We start from the raw sequence: 17,265 nt of genomic DNA on the forward strand, positions 1-17,265 counted from the left end.
CCGGTGCCGCTGTGGGCTCTGACGCTGCTCACCTTCGGGGTCTACGCCGGTTTCGCGCTGCTGCGCCACCGGCAGTTCGGGACGGCCGGCTACGACCTGGGCATCTTCGATCAGGCGGTGCGCCGCTACGCCCACCTGCAAGCGCCGATGGTGCCGTTGAAGGGTTCGGGCTACAACATCTTCGGCGATCACTTCCACCCGATCATCGCGCTCGCCGCGCCGTTCTACTGGATCTGGGACTCACCCCAGACGCTGCTCGTCGTCCAAGCCGCTCTGATCGCGATATCCGTGCCGGTCGTCTATCGCTTCGCCCACCGGCGGACCAGCAGCCGGATGAGCCTAATCATCTGCGGCTCCTACGGGTTCAGCTGGGCCTTTCAGACGATGGTCAACTTCAACTTCCATGAGGTCGCGTTCGGGGTACCGCTGCTGGCGCTGGCCATCGACGCCCTTGATCGCCAGGACGACCGCCAGCTGTTCCTCTTCAGCGGCGCGCTCCTGTTCGTCCGGGAGGACATGGGGGTACTGGTCCTGCTCATCGGCATCCTCCGCACGGTTCGCGGCGGCCTACGTCCCTGGGGCGGGGCCCGGCGCCGGCTGCCCGGCCTGGTCCTCATCGGGGCCGGGGTGGCCATGTATGAGGTGGCCACCGGGCTGGTCCTGCCGCACTTCTCGCCCACCGGGACGTTCGCCTACTGGCAGTACGGGCCGACGTTGGGGGCGAACCTGTCCGATGCCGCCGTGCGCAGTCTCACCCACCCCTGGCATGTGATCGATCTGTTCTTCAGCCCGAAGGTGAAAACCGAGACCCTGCTCTACTTCCTCCTTCCGCTGTTGTTACTGCCTCTGCGTTCCCGCTACTCATGGCTCGCCCTGCCCCTGCTCGCGCAGCGCTTCTTCGAGCCCACCGACCGGCGATTGCTGTGGGAACCGCACTATCACTACAACGCTCTGCCCTGGGTCGTACTCGTCCTGGCGATGGTCGACGGGGCGGCGCGACTGTCGTGGTTCGACCGCGCGCGGGCCCGCACCCTGCTGGCCGGCGTGCTCGTCCTCGTCCCCGTCGTCCTGGTCGCCTTCGTGCCCGACGTCGCGCCCCTGCACTCGGCGATCACCGGCAAGCTGTACCGGCTCGACCCGCAGATGAGGGCGCAGGCGGCCACGGTGGCGCGAATCCCGGCCCACGTCTGTGTGGCCGCCGACGACCGGATCGCCGGGCATCTGACCGGCCGGGACTGGGTCACGATTCCGGGCCTGGTCGACTACCGCCGCATCGACCTGGTCGTGCTCGACCTGTCACAGAAGGATGTCGGCGGCAACCTGGGGCCGCCCGCGGGCGCCGAGCTGGCCATCGTGGTCCGACGAGGTTTTCACCTGGTGTTCGTGGCCAACGGGACACTGGAGATCTGGCAGTCGCCCAGCTACACCGGTCCGTCTTCGGCGTGCGGACCGCTGTCGGCGGGCAAGCCTTCCTAGCAGCTCCGACGGCTCCGGCAGCACCCGCGCACCAGCAGCGAGCACCGAGCACCGAGCACCAGCGACGGGCCGTTTGCCGGTTGTCCGGCCGGCGGTGCCGGCGGTCGGCTAGAGCTTGTGCAGTGGTGCGAAACGCAGCACGAGCCATTTCGGACCGTAGCTGCCGAAGTCGACCTCCGCCTGGGCCTTCTCGGCCGCACCACGCAAGGAGACGACCGTGCCGAGGCCGAAGGTGTCATGGGTGACCCGGTCACCGACCTGCAGGCTCGGGATCGACCGCTCGAGTTTGCCCCTACCCGGGCTGCCGAAACTGGAGCTCCGGGCCGGCGTCGGCTGCGGCCGGCGGTCCGCGGCCCGGTAGCCGTGGTCGGCGTAACGGCTCGAGCCGCTCGCGGCATCGTCGTCGGCGTAGCGGATGAACGGCTCCCGGTCGATGGCGCCGGTCCAGGTGACCAGCTCCGCCGGGACCTCGTCGAGGAACCGCGAGGGCGGGTTGTACTGGGGGCTGCCCCAGGCCGAGCGCGTGTTGGAGCGGCTGAGGTAGAGCCGCTGCCGGGCGCGGGTGATGCCGACGTAGGCCAGCCTTCGCTCCTCGGCCATCTCGCCGGGTTCGGCAAAGGTCCGCTGGTGCGGGAAGATCCCGTCTTCCATTCCCGTGAGAAAGACGACCGGGAACTCCAGCCCCTTGGCGGTGTGCAAGGTCATGAGGGTCACGACACCACCACTGGCGTCGGGTACCGAGTCGGCATCGGCGACGAGGGAGACGTGTTCGAGGAAGGCATCGAGATCGGCCGGTGCGCTGACCGTGCCCTCGCCGGTGCCGTCATCGATCTCGAGCTGCGCGCGCTGCTCCTCGAACTCCGCGGCCACGCTGACCAGTTCGCGCAGGTTGTCGACGCGGCCTTCGTCCTGGGGGTCGTGACTGGCTTCGAGTTCGGCAAGGTACCCGGTGCGGGTCAGCACTTCTTCGATGATGTTGCTCGGTGAACCATGTTCCTCACTGGCCGCGATCTGCCTGAGTTCACCGAGCAGCGCGACGAATCCGGCGATCGCGTTGGCTGATCGTGATGCCAGGCCGACGATGGTGTCGGCGCGAATAAGGGCCTCGGCGAAGGGAATGCGCTCCTGGTCGGCGTAGGTCTCGACGAAGAGCTCGGCCCGATCGCCGATCCCCCGGCGGGGAGTGTTGAGGATCCGCCGCAGACTCACCACGTCGAGCGGGTTCGCAATCACCCGCAGGTAGGCCAGGATGTCGCGGACCTCCTTGCGTTCGTAGAACCGCACGCCGCCCACGACCTTGTACGGCAGTCCCAGCCGGATGAAGATGTCCTCGAACACGCGGGACTGGGCGTTGGTGCGGTAGAACACCGCCACGTCGGAGGGCTTGGCCTGCTCGGCGTCGGTGAGCCGATCGACTGTGCTGGCGACCCAGCGAGCCTCGTCGTGCTCGTTCTCGGCGACGTAGCCTTCGATGGCGGAGCCGTCGCCGGCTTCGGACCAGAGGTTCTTCGGACGCCGGTCGGAGTTGCGGGCGATGACGGCATTGGCCGCGGACAGGATCGTCTGGGTCGAGCGGTAGTTCTGCTCCAACAGGATCGTCCGCGCGTCGGGATAGTCGCGCTCGAACTCGTCGATGTTGCGGATGGTCGCCCCGCGGAAGGCGTAGATCGACTGATCGGCATCGCCGACCACGCAGAGCTCGGCGGCCGGGAGATTGAGCTCGGCGATCGGCTTGCACAGCTGCGCGACCAGCACGTATTGGGCGTGGTTGGTGTCCTGATACTCGTCCACCATGACGTGACTGAACCGGCGTCGGTAGTGCTCGGCCACTTCGGCGTTGTTCTGGAGCAGACGCACGGTCGTCATGATCAGGTCGTCGAAATCGAGGGCCTGGGCCTCGGACAGCCGACGTTGGTAGCGCTCATAGATCTCGGCCACGATCTTCTCGTGCGCGTTGGAGGTCTGCTCACTGAACGCCTCGGCGGTGATGAGCTCGTTCTTGAGGTTCGAGATCTGCACGCCGATGCCTCGCGGCTGGTACCGCTTCAGATCGAGGTTGAGCTCACGGATGACCATCGTGATCAGCCGCCGCGAGTCGTCGGCGTCGTAGATCGAGAAGGACGACTTCAGCCCGAGGTGTTTGGCCTGGGCACGCAGGATGCGCACGCACATCGAGTGGAAGGTCGAGACCCACATCGCGTTGGCGCGGGGGCCGACGAGCGCGCTGACCCGGTCCTTCATCTCCCCCGCCGCCTTGTTGGTGAAGGTGATCGCGAGGATCTGTCCGGGCCTGGCGCGGCCGGTGGCCAGCAGGTACCCGATGCGATTGGTGAGCACCCGGGTCTTGCCCGAGCCGGCACCGGCGACGATGAGCAACGGGGACCCGGCGTGGGTGACGGCCGCACGCTGCTGCGGATTGAGCCCGCTCAGCAGGGCCTCGGCGCGCTGTTCGCGCTGCTCGGCCTGCGTGGACCGCTCACCTTCGAACTGGCGCGCCTGGCCAGCCCGCTGCTCGGGCATGGAGACGCCGCCAGCCTCGACCGCGGACTTGACCAAGCCGGCACCGACCCGGCCGTCGACGTCGAACAGGCTCAGTACATCGGGGGGTATGGCGTCTGCACTCATCTCGACCTCAGCCTACGTCGGGCCGCCGACAACACCGGATGGGTGCCGGTCACGCCGCGGGGCCCGTCCCGAATAGCGGGACGGGCTTGCTCGACCCTGGGACGACGTGTCACCATCGACCTCGTGCAGACCACCGGTCGCGAATTCTTCTATGGGTTCCGCTATGCCTTCTTTGGCGCAGCGGCCCATTTCGCGACCGGTTGATCTGAACCAACCGTCAACGCCCTGGGCCCGCCAAGAGCCCGGGGCGTTTCGTATGTCTGGGGCTTCGAGGACTCCACAACGGAAAGTCGGTCAGTGGCCGACTAGGCCGGGGCATCATCACCAGCGAACGGAACGCAGCATCATGAGCATCACCTCCGGCCTGAACGCCCAGCCCACCCCCGAGGTCATCGTGGACGAAACCGCCGACGCCAGCACCACCATCGACACGCTGCGCGGTCAGATCGACGCCCTCGACACGGCGATCGCGCGGCTGGTGGCCGAACGCGCCCAGCTGTCGCGCCGCATCCAGACCGCCCGCATCAACGCCGGCGGCACCCGCATCGAACTCGGCCGCGAACGCGCGATCATCGACCACTACCGCTCCGCTCTGGGCAGCGAAGGCGCCTCGGTCGGCGAAGCGGTCCTGCGCGCCTGCCGCGGCGCTCGCTGACCGGGCGCGCTACCGACCGAACCCGTCCGGGTCAGACCAGGCGGCGGTCGGCGGCCCAGCGGGTCAATTGATGCCGGGACGACAACTGCAGCTTGCGCAGGACGTTGGAGGCATGCGTCTCCACGGTCTTGATCGAGATGAACAGCTCCGCACCGATCTCGCGGTAGCTGTACCCGCGAGCGAGTAACCGCAGAACCTCCTGCTCCCGCGGGGTCAGCTGGTCCAGTTCCGGGTCGACGGACGGCGTGGGACCGGTGTCGGCATCGCGGAAGGCGTCGAGGACGAAACCGGCCAGGCGCGGGGAGAAGACCACATCGCCCTCGGCGACCCGGCGGATGGCGTCGGTGAGGTCGGCGCCCGAAATGGTCTTGGTGACGTAGCCGCGGGCACCGGAACGAATGACCGAGATGACGTCCTCGGCCGCGTCCGACACCGACAGGGCGAGGAAGCGGACGTCGGGGTGCTGGGGCAGCACCGCGGCCACCACGGCGGGACCGCCGCCGTCGGGCAGATGCACATCGAGCAGCACGACGTCGGGCTTGAGGTGACCGATCACCGTGACGGCCTCGGCCACGGTGGCCGCCTCTCCGACGATGCGGACGCTCTGTCCGATCTCGGCCTTGACCCCGGAGCGGAACATCGCGTGGTCATCGACGAGCACCACCGAGGGTCCGGATCCGGCCGGTTCGGCGGCGGTGGGTGCGTTCTGTTCGGTCACGAAAGCTCCATTCTGAGGGCGACCTCGGTACCGGCGCCCGGGCTGGACTTGATGGTGGCGCTACCGCGCTGACGTTCCAGCCGGCCGATGATCGAACCGCGCACTCCCTGACGATCCTCCTCGATGATGTCGGGGTCGAAACCGATGCCGCGATCGCGGACGAAGACCTGAGCCTCGGTCACCCCCGGCCGGGACGAGCCAGGCGCCAGTTCTGCGTAGACGGACACGCTCGTCACGCCCGCGTGCTTGGCCGCGTTGACCATCGCCTCGCGGGCCGCCGCGACCAGCGCGTCCAGGCGCGTGTCGACGTCGCGCTCGCCGCCCACCACCACGAGGTCGATCGTGATGGCGTACGTGTCCTCGATCTCGGCGGCGGCACCGGCCAGCAGCTCGGCGAAGGTCCCGGTCGGAACCATCGAGCCGTACAGCTTCGTACGCAGCTCGCGTTCCTGGCTGCGAGCCAACCGGGCCACCTCGCGGGGGGAGTTGGCGTTGCGCTGGATCAACGCCAGGGTTTGCAGCACCGAGTCGTGCAGATGGGCGGCGATGTCGGCACGCTCCTCGTTGCGGATCCGCTCGGTGCGCTCGGCGCCCAACTCCTGCACCAGCCGCAGCCACCACGGCCCGGTGATCAGCGCGAGGCCCCCGACGGTCACCAGCACGGCCGCGAGACCGACCCCGATCGCCTTGGTTCCGGTGCCGGTCTGGAACAGGACGAACACGCCCCCGGCGAGCACCAGCGTGATACCGAGCGCGAGCCTGAGCGCGCCGGTGCGGTCGAAGGCCCCGGCAGCCAGCGAGCTGCGGGACAGGCGCCGCCACCGATCCCGCTCGGTCTCCGAAGCCTGACGCCAGACGAGCGCGCCGCCGAAGATGGCCAGCATCACGGGTACGAACCACCACCCCAGCGGCAGGGTGCGGGCGTTGGCCAGCAGGACCCCCGCGCCGATCACGAGCGCGACCACGAACTCGACGGCCGCCCTTCGCGATTGCTGGGGCTGGTCGGGCGGGGTACGCAGGACGATCCAGAATGCGCCGTAGAGCAGGATGCCCAGGCCACCGGACAGCGCGGCGACGAAGAATCCGATCCGGACGAGCCACACCGACACGTCGAGGTAGCGGGCCAGGCCGCAGGCGACTCCGCCGAACCAGCGGCCGCGCACGGCTCGGTACAGCCGCGGCGGCCGTAAGCCAGGCGTGGCGGCCGGGAAGAGGTAGGGAGGAGGGGCAGGAGCGGTCATCGTGCTCCCATCATGTCCGCTGCGGGCCGGCTTCGACATCAGGACTGACCCGGATTCCTGACCCGGATCCGTCTCAGGGGTGTCCCGACGATATCGGGGCCTGCTCGGGGTAGTCCCCGATACCGTGGGGGCGTTGTTGACCCCAGGCTGAATGGCATGACGACGACGATGAACACCCCAGGCGGACCGAACGACCCCAGCGGTCCCCTGTTGCCTCCCCCTCCCGCGTGGCGTCCGCCCAGTGCGGTGCGTCCGCCGCTGCGCCGCAGCCGGACCGACCGGATGCTCAGTGGCGTCGCCGGTGGCCTCGGTGAGTACTTCGGCGTGGATGCGGTGATCTTCCGGGTGGTGTTCGCGGTGCTGTCGTTCTTCGGCGGCGTCGGGTTGATCGTCTACCTGGCCTGCTGGGTACTGATCCCCGAACCCGAACAGCCGAACTCGGTGTTCGACCGCGCGGTGGAACAGCTTCGGCTTCGCAAGATCCCGCCGTGGATCGTGATCATCGGCGGTGCGCTGGTGGTGTGGGCGGCGTGGTTCTCCTGGTGGGCGCCCGGCCCGACCTTCCCGGCGATTGCGGTCATCGCGGTTCTGCTGATCGTGCTCGTACGACGCTCAGCCCGCAGCAACTACCCCACGGGCTGGGTCGGCGGGCCGCCCTCTGCGTACCCGCCGTTCTCCCCGCAATCCGGCCCTCCCGAATCCGGCTTCTCCCAAACCGGCTTCCCCCAAGCCGGCTTCCCCGTCAGGCCCGCCTTGTGGCCCTCCGGACCCGAATCTGGCGCGGGGCCCGCTGGGGCCACCGGGCCGGTTCCGCAGCCAGGCGGCACGGAGGGCGATCTCGGGACCGAGCCGACCATCTCGCTGACCAAGGACGCGACGGTGCCGACCGGTGCTCCGCGGCCGCTGGACGTGCCGGTGCCCCCGTTCGGCCAGGGCGAGCCGCCGCAGCGACTGGCACCGCCGCTCAACGACTTCCGGGTGACGATGCGGGACTGGTACTCCGAGGCGCGCGAGGCCCAGATCGAACGCAGACGACGTCGTCGCCCGATCAGGGTCGCCGTGGGCGCGTTGCTCCTGGTGGGCCTGACGGTCATCGGCATCGTGGATGCGGTGAATCGCGTCCCGTTCGGCAGCTACCTGTGGTTCGTGTTCGCCGTCCTCGGACTGGGCTTGCTGGTGAGCCTGATCGCGCGCCGGACGGTGTGGGAGTACCTGCCTCCACTGCTGCTGCTCGTCCCGGCCCTGATCGTGATGGGTGCGACGCCGGCGAGCCTGACCGACGGTTCGGGCAAGAGCGGGCTCGCGCCGACGAGCCTGGCGCAGCTGGCCGACGAGCGGCAGTTCGCCGGTGACACGGTGCTGGACCTGACCAAGCTGCCCGCTTTGACCGCAGACCGGCGCGTGGAGATCACGCAGGCGGCCGGACGAGTCGAGCTGCGCGTCCCGGCGACGTTGAACGTCATCGTGGACGCGACGGTGCACGTGGGCGATATCGAGGTCGGGCAGTCCCGAGCGGTCGGTGATTTCGTGGCCGGACTCAACAGCTCGCTTGTCGTGTCACCCGGGCCTGGTGCGAACACCGCGTCTCCCGTCCTGACGGTCCGAGTTCGGCTGACGGCCGGGCACGTCCAGATCACGCGCGTCCCCAATTGACAGGCCTACTAGTGGAAGCGCACACCTTTTGCACATCGATCCGATTGCGAAATGGTAACGATGTGCGCTTAACTAGATCGGGTGAGGGACGCACAGGTACCCAGCCGCGCACGCGCTTTCGCGGTCGGACTCGCGATAGTGACTCTGGTCGGCGTCGACCAGGCCGCCAAGTTCTGGGCGTGGCGCACTGTGAGCACCGTTCGCATCAACGCCGGGGGTGACCAGTTCGTCTCGCGGAGCATGAGTGCCTGGTTCGCGGGCCCGATCACCGGCGCGATCCTGGACGTCGTCAACTTCGCCCTCGTGCTGCTCGCCCTCGGCGCGCTGTTCCGGCGTCCTGCGTCGCCGGGACTGCGTCCGACGGGGGTGCTGATGCTCACCGGCTGGGCGAGCAACCTGCTCGATCGCCTGGGCCTGCATTTCCTCACCGCCCCCGGCAGCCTTCGCGGCGTGATCGACTTCGTTCCGATCGGACGTCATTTCTACAACCTGGCCGACCTCTACATCGGTCTCGGCACCGCCGGCTTCGCGACGTGTCTGCTCCTCTCCACGGTCCGCCGGCCGATGCGACGGCGTCGCCGGATGCGCCTGCTGCTCAGCCGGGCCGCCGCTCCGCTCGAGGTTCTCGCGCCCCGGATACGCCCGAGCGCCGTCGTGCGGCCCAGCCGGCGGGGCGAGCCGGTGCGGCGTTGGGCGGGTAGCGCCGCCGCGGTGGGTCTGGTCGGTGCGGCCACCGCCGGGGCCGTCACCTACGGCGGGATCAGCGCGCCGCTCGCGGCTGCCGAGAGCGCTCAGACCTCGGCCATCACCTATTCGACGTCGCTCTCCGACACGGGCTCGGACCACAACGGTGCCACCCGTTGGGGCGCCACCCCCCAGTCGGCGACCAGCGGCCCGACGCCGGGCCACCAGTTCTCCTGGCCCGGGGCTACCGTCGCGCCGTCCAGCGACCGGCCGTGAACGCGGCCCGCTAGCCTGTCCTTCCGTGCCCCTGCATGAGGCCCGTCCAGGCGGCCTGTCCGTGGTCTTGATCCATGACCGTCGACGGCACGGGGAGTTCGGTCGCTGGCGAGGTCGGGAGCTGGGTGTCAAAGATTGCCGAGGTGCGGCCGCTGACGTTGCTGCTCTGGCTGTTGATGGTTCTGCCCGCGTGCTCGTTGCTGGCCCGCAACGTCGCCAGCTCGAACCACGTCCTGGTGCTGGCCGCGTGCGCGGCGCCGTTCAGCGTGATCTTCGCGCTTCCCGCCCTGATCGTCGGCGCGACGTCGCGGCGCTGGTTCACCCTCACCGCCGCGGCCGTTCTCATCGTGCTGGTGCTGTTGCCCTCGGCCCTCACCGTCCTACGCCGATCGCCGGCCACCGCGGGGCGCCCGCAACTGCGTGTGCTCAGCCTGAACATGCGCTTGGGCCAGGCAGATCCGAACCGCCTCGTCGCCGAGGTCCTCAGCCACCGGGTCGATGTCCTGGCCGTGCAGGAGCTGACCGGATCGGCGTTGACTCGATTGCAGGCGGCGGGGTTGAGTCGGCTGTTGCCACACGAGTTCGTCGATCCCCGACCCGGTGCGGGCGGGGTGGGACTGTTCAGCCGGTTCCCACTCGGCGACGAGCGGTCCTACACGGGCTTCAACAACGGCGTGCTGTCCGCCTCGCTCGTCGCGCCGGGGCTGCCCGAGACGCACGTGTTGTCCTCGCATCTCGGTGCGCCGTGGCCGCAGAGCGGGACCCGTTGGTTCACCGAGAGTCGGCTGCTCACCGACGTCCTCAAGCAGATTCCCGGACCGCTCATCGACGCCGGAGACTTCAACGCCACCACGTCCCTACGGGTGTTGCGTGATCTCATCAGCAGGACCGGGACGGCCGACGCCGCCACCCAGGCCGGTGCAGCCACGATCCGGACGTATCCGGCCAACGGTCCGCTGCCACCTCTGCTGGGCATCGATCACGTGTTGCTCCGCACCCTGAAGGCAGGCACCGTGCGGACGATCTCCGTCCCGGGCACCGATCATCGCGCGCTCTTGGTCACCGTCGTTGCAGCCTGACGTCCCCGCCTGACGTCCCAGCCTCACCGGGCGGGCTGATGGTTCAGCGGAACAGGCCCAGCCAGCCGAACGGCCCGTGCGGTGCGCGCACCGCGCCCGCACCGAAGGCCTGGTAGCGACCGCACAATCGGCTTCCGCACCGGCCGCAGTCGCTGCCGCGGCGGAAGTGCCGGTGTGACTCGGCCGAATGTCCGCACGCGCACAGGGGATCGGGCAGGCCGAAGCTCGGCTGCGTCTTCGGCGACGACACGAGACGGACGGCACTGGGGCGGTCGACGAGCATCTTTTGCACGCTGCCCTCATCGACAGATATCGGACGTGTCTGAGGGTAGTCGCCGGCGCCGAGAGCGGAGCGCGGCTGGCCGGAATCCCGCTACGAGCGGGTGTACATGGTCAGCCAGTCCACCTGCAGATGACCGCTGGCGTTCGCGGCCGGCTTGGGGGCGTGCAGCGCGGTTTCGGCCTGCAGAACCCAGTGCATCGACGTCGACGGGATCTTCGTCGTGCTCGTGCCGAGCTTGGCCCCGTCCAGGTAGTAGGTGAGGTTGTTGGGGGACCACTCGATCGTGGCGGTGTGCCAGCCGGTCCCGGCCGCGGCGATCCGCGTCCGGAAGCCGGCGGTGTCACCGGCGAGGTTCGTCCGCCCGGCGGCGTAGCGGTTGGCATAGATGTAGTCATGCGTGGTCAGGCCGCCGACCTCGGGAAAGTCGACCTCGCCCTCGGACCACTTGTTGCTGTCCGGCCACAGCATGAAGGCCAACTTGTATCCGGGAACCTGGTCGCTGCGAAAGCGCACCGAGAACCGTCCGTAGACCTGACCCCAGTTCGTCGCCGGCGACTTGGGGACGATCGATTCGACGTAGGGCTGGCCGTTCTCGCTGTGCAGGTACCAGTCCATGACACCGTTGTTCACCGACATCACGCGTGACGGGTCGTAGCTGCCGTTCCTGGAAGTGTCGGGGAACCCCGAGTAGCCGTAGTAGCGCTTGGTGTAGGGGCTCGTGGCGAAAGACCCTCGCCCGACGTTGGTGCCGAAGTTGTCGGCGAGGACCTGGTGCCACCCCGGTAGGTCGCCGACCGGCATCGCCTGGCCCGAGGCGGTGGTCCCGTTCACGACGTCGGCGGGTTTGGCCGAGGCCGTGCCGTTGTTCGCGGCGACACCGCTGCCCGCCCCGCCGCTGCTCGTCCCTCCGCTGCTCGTGCCGCCGCCGGTACTCGTGCCCTGGCCGGCGGAAGCCGTGGAACGGCCTGGTGTGGTGGCCCTCGCTGCCGAGCGCGACGTCGATGATCCGCCCGATCCCCCCGAAGCCGATCCGGACGCCGACGAGGCGGCGGAGCGGGACCCGGCCGACGAGCTCGGCGCGCGCTGGGAGGAGGAGCCCGAAGACAGGGCCGCGGAACCCGGCCCACTGGCCGCGCCCCGACCAGGAGTGCCCGCACCGGGCTGCGACGAGGACTGGGCACGCGCGCGGTCCCGCGCGCCGGAGGTGGGGGTGGCACAGGAGGCTAGGAGAGTCAGCAGCAGGCACAGCGCGGCGACAAACAGCGTCGTCGTGCTGGCCGCATTGCGCTTTCGTCGGGTGGCCACTTCTCGGACTGACATCACGCTCCGTTCGATGGTCCCCGCCTCCAACCGCCCGGTCGGCGGCCTCCGGGAATGGTAGTCGACGGGGTGACGTCTACGGCCCTTGCCAACCGCGGTCCGCAGCGCCCGCAGCGGCAGCAGCGGACGTCCACGGACCCACTAGTAACGCACGAGCTCGCCAGGAAACCTGGCCGTTACCACAGTGGCCGGATCAACCGTTGCCGTACCATCGGAACCAAGAACAGGCGATCGGCGGGCCTCCGTCACTCGCCCGGACAGAGTGGTCGCCCGCTCGAACCGACCGGCTCTGTGGCCGTTGATCTGTATCCGTCAAGATCCGAAAGGGCACATACCAATGGCTGCGGACGAGCGTGCCGACTGAGGTGAATTCAACCGAGATGAACCGGGGCCCTGGGACGCCCGGCTCCGTTCACCTCGCCGAGACCGCGGAAACCGCCGTCCTGCCGGTCCTGCCCGACGGTGCCGAAGCGGTCCTGCCCGACGGCGCCGACCACGTCCCGCCGTCGGGTCTGTCAGCCTCGGACAAGCCGAACGCCGACAGCTCCAGTCTGTTCGGCCGGGGCCTGCTCTACGTCGTCGTCTGGTCCTTGCAGACCGTCGTGGCGACCATCATCTCGCCGGTTCTGGCCTATGTGCTGGGGCCGACAGAGTTCGGACATCTCGCCTCGTCGATCGCGCTGTACCAGGTTCTGATCGCGCTCGGCGTGCTCGGCCTCGACCAGGCGGTCTCCCTGCACCGCGTCAGGGCCGACGAGGACGGCCCCGCTCGCGGCCTGGTCGCGACGGGAATGGTCATCGCGTTCGGTTTCACGCTTCTGGTGGGTCTGACGTCCCCCTTGTGGGCGGCCGGACTCGGCTTCGGGCACGTCAATTCGCTGCTCATCGCCACCATCCTCTGGACCGCACCGGGCGGCACGATCCAGATCATGCTGGCGCTGCTGCTCGCTGAGGACCGGCTGCGCCCGTTCACCTTCATCAGCGCGTTGTCCGCGGTGGGCTCGCAGCTGTGCGGCGTGGTGCTGATCATCGTGTTCGGTCACACGGCCTCGGTCTACGCCTGGGGCGGCGTGATCAGCCTCTTCGCCACCCTGCCGCTGGGCATCATCGCAACCCGTCCGCTCCTTCGAGGGATCTTCGCCTGGCACGTCACCCGGGCGGCGTTGAAGCTCGGTCTTCCGATTGCCTTGTCGGGCCTGGCGACCTTCGTGCTCAATGCGGGCGACCGGATCATCGTGCAGCGCGATCTGGGCGCGGCCGAGACCGGTCGCTACCAGGTCGCCTACACCGTCGGCTCGACCGTCGTCCTGCTGCTCGGGTTCGTCGGGCGCTCGTGGACGCCTCGCTTCGCGGCCATCGCTGACGAGACGGTGCGCCGCCGGCTGCTGGGCCGATCGCGGGATCAGATCTACCGACTCCTGGTTCCGATGATCCTGGGCCTGACGCTGGCTGCCCCGATCGCACTGCGGCTGGTGGCCCCCGCCAGCTTCCGCCCCGGCACGCTGCTGCTCGTGGTGTTCCTGGTCGCCGTCGCCGCCTTCCCGGTCACGGCGGGTGGCGCCACCGGCCGAGCCCTGATCTCCGTAGGCCGGACAAGGCCGTTGGCGACGGCCACGGTAACGGCAGCGGTGGTCAACGTGGTGCTGAACATAATCTTCGTGCCGAGCGTCGGCATCGAGGGATCAGCGGCCGCGACGGTCATCGCGTTCGCGGTCCAGGCGTTGCTGCAGCGCGCCGCGATCGGCCGGTCACCGTGGCCGCGGACGGAGCCCCTGCTCTGGGCGAGCATGTTCGTGGCGATCGCCGTGAGTGCCGCCTCGGTGGCGCTGCCGCAGACCCCACTGTGGAACGTGATCCGGCTGGTCGTTGCGCTCCTGTGCTTTCCGTGGTTCCTCGTTCGACTGCGCAGCGCGCGCAATTCGGACCAGGTGGTCAGCGGGCGTCACGCCGCCCCGAGCCGGCGGTTTCTCACGCGCCGCGCCTGACCAAGCCCTAGCGTCACTACGTTCGGTAATCAATCTATATACCGACAGTAAGATCCGTGCCTCTGCTGCCGACCTGATAGGTAGCACACCCGCGAACCGTGCGGTGGGTGCTTCCGGGGGCGGGGGAACGTGGCATGAGGGGCAGCAGGAAACGGCCGGTCAGGACGCTGTGGGCAGTGTCGATGACGGCGGTCGCCGTCGTGGCGACGAGTTCACTGACCGGCGCGGTCATCGTCAGCGGTGGAGCGCCGGCCACGGCCGCGGCCCGGGCCGTGCCCGCGAACACGGGAAGCGTCACCGCCGCCGCGACGGCCGCCGTGCTGAGCCGCACGACCAGGATCTCCTCCCGGACCTGGCACAACACGCCGCAGCCTCGGACCAAGGCCGGCTACCGCTACACGTCCAAGGCGGTCGTGACCGGCTCGGTGCGCTCGGCCGTCTCGGTGACCATTACGCTCGCCCACGGGACACAGAAGTTCAGCGCCACAGCCACCGCGACGGCAACGGCCGTCCGCACGGCAACCAGATCCGCCTCATACCAGTCCTCCAGCCGTGCTCAGGCGCTCGCCGTGGCGCGCTCGCGGGCCTACACCCTCGCCAGCCAGGAGGTGGTCGTGACCGCTCGTCAAGCCGCCGAAGCCCGGGCGAAGTCCGACGCGACCACCGCCGCGACGAGCGCGGCTCAGAAGAAGCTCTCCGCCGCGACCCAATCGGTGCCGGTCCCGGCCGGTGACAGCGGGACCCGCGCGGCGATGCCGACCGGGAACCTGCCCGGCTGGACCCAGGTCTACGCCGACGACTTCAGCGGGACGGCCCTCAACCGCAAGGCCTGGTCGGTCTATGACCGTTGGGCACCCGGATCGAATCCGAACACCGGTTGGTGGATGGCCGACCACGCGATCGTCGCCAACAGCGTGCTGACCCTCAAGGGTTCGGTCGATCGCGCCGCGAACCCGCAGGGCCGGGTGGTCACCGCCGGCCTCGGGCTGTGGATGCTCCCCCGCCAGACCTACGGAAAGTACGAGATCCTCGCCCGCATCGACAAGTGCCCGGACGTCAAGTACGCCTGGCTGTTGTGGCCGTACTCGGGCAAGTGGCCCGACGACGGCGAGATCGACTTCGCCGAGGACGAGGGCGGCTCGCGCAGTACGACGACCGCGGCTCTGCTGTTCAAGAACTCGGCCGGGCACGCCGATGCCCTCGCCAAGGACCGGGTCTCGCCGGCCGTCGACTTCTCGGGGTGGCATCGGATCGGGGTCGAGTGGACACCCACCAGCGTTCGCTACACGCTGGACGGCTCGTATTGGGGACAGGCCAAGACCACCCAGGTTCCGCAGAAGCCGATGACCCTCGTCCTGCAGACCGAAGGCAAGCTGGCCCCCGGTGCGGTCACCATCGGCAGCGGGAGCTGCAACGCGCAGGTCGACTGGGTGGTCCAGTACAAGATGGGCTGAGCGGCCGGTTCCGCCGCTAGCCGGCGACCCGGCCGCGGGCGTAGCCGCCGGCGGTGACCAGCAGCCCGACGATGATCGCCGCGGCACGACCGAGCCCACCCACGTCGCCGTGCAGCGCCGACCGTATTCCCTTCCGCACACCTGCGGGCAGTACCTCGCTGGCGTAGCGGCGTTCGTCGCTGGTGCTCTCCGAAGCTCCGACGAGCTTGCCGATCTGGGCCTTGGACAGCCCTTCTGCGTAGCAGCGCTTGAGGAAGTAACCGAAGCGCACCCGGTTCTCACTCACCCGGTGCAGAACCTCGGCGCTGGGCACGTACCGGATCTTGGTGCCGGGTCGCTCCTGCTGAAGCCGGATGCAGAGTTCGGTCTCCTCACACCCCATCGGCAGGACGCCGACCCGGCCGACACCCTCGGCGAAACCGCCGACGAGGGAGAACACCGAGGAACGGAAAAGCATCGAACAGCCGTGAACGTTGCGGACGTCTGCGTCCTGCTCGGGCATGCCCAGGTAGCTGGAGCCGACGACCCAGTCGAATTCGGCCGGGAACCACCGCGGACGGATCTGGTCCGGCCACCCGGGCGAGGAGTGGCCGCCGCTGATCCAGACGTCGTCGTCGCTGAAGGGTGCGGCGAGTCGTTCGAGCCAGGATCCGTCCGGACAGGCGTCGTCGTCCAGGAAGGCGATGAGGTCTGTGGTCAGTAGCTCCACGGCCGTGTTACGGGCGCCGGACAGGCCCTGGGCGTGCTTGTTGGGCACGACCTCGACCGGGGTGCCGAAGCCCGTCAGCTCGCTGCGGCACCGCTGCTCGAGCGCTTCGTTGTGGTCGACGACGATCAGGATCTGGTCGGCTTTGAGACTCTGCCGGTCCAGGGCGTTGATGCCTGCGCTGATGTCGTTCCAGCGCTGTTCGGTGTAGACGCAGACGACGACACCGATGGTTGGTTCAGCCATCAACTCAGGCTATGTCCTCGATGGCGACCATGGCAGACGCTTCCTGGCGGGCGGCCACGCGGTGCCGCTCGTGCGTACGGCTGTGTGCTTCGGTGACCGGACGCGGCCGGGTTCGCTCGGTCAGGATGGTCTTGAGCACCCGCACGCCGTCGCGGATCGCGTTGAGGTTGCTGGCGCCGAACACACGGCTGCGCTCGACACTCGGGACCTCGGTCACGGCGAGTTCAGCCGCGGCGACCCGGCAGTTGAGCACCGTTTCGATCTCGAAGCCGTCGCCCCAGATCATCCCGTTGTCCGCGGTGGTCGCGGCCGCCGGGTGCGGGAGCTCGAGGTGTTCGAGGATGTCGGACCAGAAGGCGTTGTAGCCGTAGCAGAGGTCGGTGTACCGGGTCTTGAGCAGGGTGTTCGTCACGATGTTGAGGAAGCGGTTACCCGCGCTACGGAACAGCGTGATGTCCTCGCTCCCGCCGCCGAGGCAGAAGCGACTGCCTTTGGCGAAGTCGGCACCGGACTTCAACGCATTGACGAAGGCCGGGATCTCAGCCGGGTCGGCCGAGCCGTCGGCATCGAACATGACGATGATGTCGCCGGTGGCGGCGGCGAAACCGCACACGAGGGCATTTCCCTTGCCGCGCCGGGTCTGCTGAATGACCTTGATACCGGGCAGGACGCGCTCAGCAGTGGCGATGGTGTCGTCGGCGGAGTGGCCGTCGACCAGGATGACCTCGTGGACCTGAGGCAGCTCAGGCAGCACCAGTTCGAGGTTGCGAGCTTCATTTCGGGCTGGAATGACAATCGAGATACGCGGGCGCTCAATGGCGAGACGCAACTGCGAAGACATTTCTGATTCCCCCCGGGGAAAAT

Annotated in this window: 15 protein-coding genes; 8 read left to right on the top strand and 7 right to left on the bottom strand. The window is 68.8% G+C overall.

Annotated features, from left to right (window positions below):
• Positions 1-3: 3 nt before the first annotated feature.
• Positions 4-1,476 (top strand): DUF2079 domain-containing protein, encoded by a 1,473-nt coding sequence (locus M6D93_RS16340; protein WP_249770797.1) that lies wholly within the window; start codon positions 4-6, stop codon positions 1,474-1,476.
• Between the two features lie 108 nt (positions 1,477-1,584).
• Here M6D93_RS16340 and pcrA read toward each other — a convergent pair whose 3' ends face one another.
• The gene (gene pcrA / locus M6D93_RS16345; RefSeq protein WP_249770799.1) at positions 1,585-4,101 is read right to left on the bottom strand and encodes a DNA helicase PcrA; all 2,517 of its coding nucleotides are present in this window, start codon (positions 4,099-4,101) and stop codon (positions 1,585-1,587) included.
• 346 nt (positions 4,102-4,447) lie between these two features.
• Between pcrA and M6D93_RS16350 the strand changes: the two genes are divergently transcribed.
• Positions 4,448-4,756, top strand: a complete 309-nt coding sequence (locus M6D93_RS16350; RefSeq protein ID WP_249770801.1) for a chorismate mutase — start codon at positions 4,448-4,450, stop codon at positions 4,754-4,756.
• A gap of 31 nt (positions 4,757-4,787) precedes the next feature.
• Here the strand turns inward: M6D93_RS16350 and M6D93_RS16355 are convergent, their stop codons facing one another.
• Both M6D93_RS16355 and M6D93_RS16360 read right to left on the bottom strand, forming a co-directional pair.
• The gene (locus M6D93_RS16355) at positions 4,788-5,474 is read right to left on the bottom strand and encodes a LuxR C-terminal-related transcriptional regulator (protein WP_283818596.1); all 687 of its coding nucleotides are present in this window, start codon (positions 5,472-5,474) and stop codon (positions 4,788-4,790) included.
• Positions 5,471-6,715: an ATP-binding protein gene (locus M6D93_RS16360; RefSeq protein WP_249770803.1), complete on the bottom strand. Its 1,245-nt coding sequence runs from the start codon at positions 6,713-6,715 to the stop codon at positions 5,471-5,473. Before M6D93_RS16360 ends, M6D93_RS16355 begins: the two co-directional genes overlap by 4 nt.
• 156 nt (positions 6,716-6,871) lie before the next feature.
• Between M6D93_RS16360 and M6D93_RS16365 the strand changes: the two genes are divergently transcribed.
• The 3 genes from M6D93_RS16365 to M6D93_RS16375 all read left to right on the top strand — a co-directional run bounded on the left by M6D93_RS16365 (position 6,872) and on the right by M6D93_RS16375 (position 10,407).
• Positions 6,872-8,368 (top strand): PspC domain-containing protein, encoded by a 1,497-nt coding sequence (locus M6D93_RS16365; RefSeq protein WP_249770805.1) that lies wholly within the window; start codon positions 6,872-6,874, stop codon positions 8,366-8,368.
• A gap of 81 nt (positions 8,369-8,449) precedes the next feature.
• Positions 8,450-9,328, top strand: coding sequence for a signal peptidase II (locus M6D93_RS16370; protein ID WP_249770807.1), 879 nt, complete (start codon positions 8,450-8,452; stop codon positions 9,326-9,328).
• Between the two features lie 125 nt (positions 9,329-9,453).
• Entirely contained in the window at positions 9,454-10,407 is a 954-nt protein-coding gene (locus tag M6D93_RS16375; protein ID WP_249770809.1) for an endonuclease/exonuclease/phosphatase family protein, read from the top strand.
• A gap of 43 nt (positions 10,408-10,450) precedes the next feature.
• Here the strand turns inward: M6D93_RS16375 and M6D93_RS16380 are convergent, their stop codons facing one another.
• Together M6D93_RS16380 and M6D93_RS16385 are read right to left on the bottom strand one after the other, a co-directional pair.
• A complete protein-coding gene (locus M6D93_RS16380) occupies positions 10,451-10,690 on the bottom strand; it encodes a hypothetical protein (protein WP_249770811.1) in 240 nt (79 codons plus the stop codon).
• Between the two features lie 90 nt (positions 10,691-10,780).
• A complete protein-coding gene (locus tag M6D93_RS16385) occupies positions 10,781-11,521 on the bottom strand; it encodes a glycoside hydrolase family 16 protein (protein WP_249770813.1) in 741 nt (246 codons plus the stop codon).
• On the opposite strand from M6D93_RS16385, the gene M6D93_RS16390 reads away from it, so the two are divergent.
• The 3 genes from M6D93_RS16390 to M6D93_RS16400 all read left to right on the top strand — a co-directional run bounded on the left by M6D93_RS16390 (position 11,508) and on the right by M6D93_RS16400 (position 15,449).
• Complete coding sequence (locus M6D93_RS16390; protein WP_249770815.1) at positions 11,508-12,071, top strand: hypothetical protein; 564 nt, start codon at positions 11,508-11,510, stop codon at positions 12,069-12,071. The two genes, M6D93_RS16385 and M6D93_RS16390, sit on opposite strands and share 14 nt — an antisense overlap.
• 304 nt (positions 12,072-12,375) lie before the next feature.
• The gene (locus M6D93_RS16395; protein ID WP_249770817.1) at positions 12,376-13,995 is read left to right on the top strand and encodes a lipopolysaccharide biosynthesis protein; all 1,620 of its coding nucleotides are present in this window, start codon (positions 12,376-12,378) and stop codon (positions 13,993-13,995) included.
• Positions 13,996-14,177: 182 nt separating this feature from the next.
• Complete coding sequence (locus tag M6D93_RS16400) at positions 14,178-15,449, top strand: glycoside hydrolase family 16 protein (RefSeq protein WP_249770819.1); 1,272 nt, start codon at positions 14,178-14,180, stop codon at positions 15,447-15,449.
• Positions 15,450-15,465: 16 nt separating this feature from the next.
• Here the strand turns inward: M6D93_RS16400 and M6D93_RS16405 are convergent, their stop codons facing one another.
• Together M6D93_RS16405 and M6D93_RS16410 are read right to left on the bottom strand one after the other, a co-directional pair.
• A complete protein-coding gene (locus M6D93_RS16405) occupies positions 15,466-16,401 on the bottom strand; it encodes a glycosyltransferase family 2 protein (RefSeq protein ID WP_249770821.1) in 936 nt (311 codons plus the stop codon).
• 4 nt (positions 16,402-16,405) lie between these two features.
• Positions 16,406-17,155 (bottom strand): glycosyltransferase family 2 protein, encoded by a 750-nt coding sequence (locus M6D93_RS16410; RefSeq protein ID WP_249770823.1) that lies wholly within the window; start codon positions 17,153-17,155, stop codon positions 16,406-16,408.
• Between the last annotated feature and the right edge of the window lie 110 nt (positions 17,156-17,265).

Origin of the sequence: Jatrophihabitans telluris (assembly GCF_023516435.1) — a bacterium.
In the GTDB taxonomy this organism is placed as follows: domain Bacteria; phylum Actinomycetota; class Actinomycetes; order Mycobacteriales; family Jatrophihabitantaceae; genus Jatrophihabitans_A; species Jatrophihabitans_A telluris.

What these genes read in the sequence shown, in the direction of transcription:
- M6D93_RS16380 (WP_249770811.1), bottom strand. Translation starts at nt 10,690, where the DNA reads ATGCTCGTCGACCGCCCCAGTGCCGTCCGTCTCGTGTCGTCGCCGAAG.
- M6D93_RS16405 (WP_249770821.1), bottom strand. Translation starts at nt 16,401, where the DNA reads ATGGCTGAACCAACCATCGGTGTCGTCGTCTGCGTCTACACCGAACAG.
- pcrA (WP_249770799.1), bottom strand. Translation starts at nt 4,101, where the DNA reads ATGAGTGCAGACGCCATACCCCCCGATGTACTGAGCCTGTTCGACGTC.
- M6D93_RS16360 (WP_249770803.1), bottom strand. Translation starts at nt 6,715, where the DNA reads ATGACCGCTCCTGCCCCTCCTCCCTACCTCTTCCCGGCCGCCACGCCT.
- M6D93_RS16400 (WP_249770819.1), top strand. Translation starts at nt 14,178, where the DNA reads ATGACGGCGGTCGCCGTCGTGGCGACGAGTTCACTGACCGGCGCGGTC.
- M6D93_RS16365 (WP_249770805.1), top strand. Translation starts at nt 6,872, where the DNA reads ATGACGACGACGATGAACACCCCAGGCGGACCGAACGACCCCAGCGGT.
- M6D93_RS16350 (WP_249770801.1), top strand. Translation starts at nt 4,448, where the DNA reads ATGAGCATCACCTCCGGCCTGAACGCCCAGCCCACCCCCGAGGTCATC.